The following is a 1530-nucleotide window of genomic DNA, read 5'->3' as shown; positions in this document are numbered from 1 at the left end:
TTCCTCGGTCGCCATCCCGTCGACGGCCAACCGGCCGCGCCCACGGCAGTCCTGTTCAACGGCGGGGTGATGAAGGCCGGCCTGCTGCGCGAGCATATCCTTGGGGTCCTGAACGGTTGGTCCCCCCAGGTCTCCATCACCGAGCTGCCCACGCGTGATTTCGACCTGGCCGTGGCCAAGGGCGCCGCCTGCTACGGACTGGCCCGGCAGGGCAAGGGCATCCGCATCCGCGGCGGTCTGGGACGATCGTACTACATCGGCATCGCCGCCTCCATGCCGGCGGTACCCGGTCTGCCGTCGCCAACCAAGGCGCTTTGCGTGGCCCCCTTCGGCACGGAAGAAGGCACCACGGCAGCCATTTCGGACAGCGAATTCGTGCTTCTGGTGGGTGAATCGGCAACCTTCGACTTCCTCGGCTCGACGGTCCGCACCGACGACCCCTTGGGCACCGTCGTGGAGGACTGGAGCGGCGAAATCGAACCCATCACCACCTTGGAGACGACCCTCGAGGGCGAGGCGGGCCAATCGATTCCCGTGACCCTCGAACTGCATGTCACCGAAGTGGGCACGATAGAGCTATGGTGCGTCTCCACCGTCGACGATCGCCGCTGGCGGCTGGAGTTCAATGTCCGCGAACAATAGCCAAGCGGCCTTATAACCGTAAACATCCGGTAAGCGCATATGTCACCCATTCCCGATCCACCGCCGGCCGGACCGTCCATCGTCGGCATCGACCTGGGGACCACCAACTCGGCCGTCGCCCACGTCGATCCGGTCGCCTCCAAAGAGGCCAAAACCGACATCACGTTGCTGGAAATTCCCCAACTGACCGGACTGGGGGAATTCGCGCAGCTACCGGTGCTGCCCTCCTTTCTCTACCTGCCCGGCCCCTATGACATCGACCCGGCGGCCATCCGGCACCCCTGGCCGACGACCGAGGATTCTTTCGTGGGCATGTTGGCCCGCGACCACGGTGCCCACGTGCCGCCCGACTGGTCGCCTCGGCCAAAAGCTGGCTGTGCCACGGCAAGGTCGACCGCCATGCCCGCATCCTGCCTGGGGCGCCCCCCCGGAGGTGGTCAAGGTGTCGCCGGTACAGGCCAGCGCCGCCTACCTGACCCATATCCGCAACGCCTGGAACCATGCCTGGGGCGGCGAGGAAGAGCGCTTTCTGGAGAACCAGCGGGTGATCCTGACCGTGCCTGCCTCCTTTGACGAGGTGGCCCGCGAACTGACCCTGGAGGCCGCCGGTCTGGCCGGACTGCGCGACGTGATTCTCCTGGAAGAGCCCCTGGCAGCCTTCTACAGCTGGCTCATGCGGCATGAGAAGGACTGGCAGACCATCGTCCAGCCCGGCGAACTGATCCTGATCTGTGACGTCGGCGGCGGCACCACCGACCTGACCCTGGTGACCCTCAACGCCGTTGCGGGCGGCAGTCCGCGCTTTGAACGGATTGCCGTGGGCGACCACCTGATTCTGGGGGGCGACAACGTCGACCTGGCCCTGGCCCGCGCGGTGGAGACGCGCTG

2 protein-coding genes and 1 pseudogene are annotated in these 1530 nt (G+C 66.3%); all 3 read left to right on the top strand.

The annotated features are described in order from the left end of the window. Positions 1–642: pseudogene (locus JCM12296_RS40820) on the top strand (Hsp70 family protein); the annotation flags it as partial. 39 nt (positions 643–681) lie between these two features. Continuing rightward, a complete protein-coding gene (locus tag JCM12296_RS46760) occupies positions 682–1215 on the top strand; it encodes a hypothetical protein (RefSeq protein WP_054702746.1) in 534 nt (177 codons plus the stop codon). After that, positions 1115–1530 (top strand): Hsp70 family protein (locus tag JCM12296_RS46755; RefSeq protein ID WP_246805328.1); only part of this gene is annotated, 416 nt, incomplete at its 3' end. The genes JCM12296_RS46760 and JCM12296_RS46755, both read left to right, overlap by 101 nt.

The organism is Desulfosarcina cetonica JCM 12296 (assembly GCF_001311845.1).
GTDB lineage: Bacteria > Desulfobacterota > Desulfobacteria > Desulfobacterales > Desulfosarcinaceae > Desulfosarcina > Desulfosarcina cetonica.
The sequence above is the reverse complement of the archived record's forward strand: the minus strand, read 5'-3'. Positions and strand labels throughout refer to the sequence as shown.

Bases quoted from the DNA above. Each gene is read 5' to 3' on its own strand.
- JCM12296_RS46760 (WP_054702746.1), top strand. From the start codon at position 682: ATGTCACCCATTCCCGATCCACCGCCGGCCGGACCGTCCATCGTCGGC.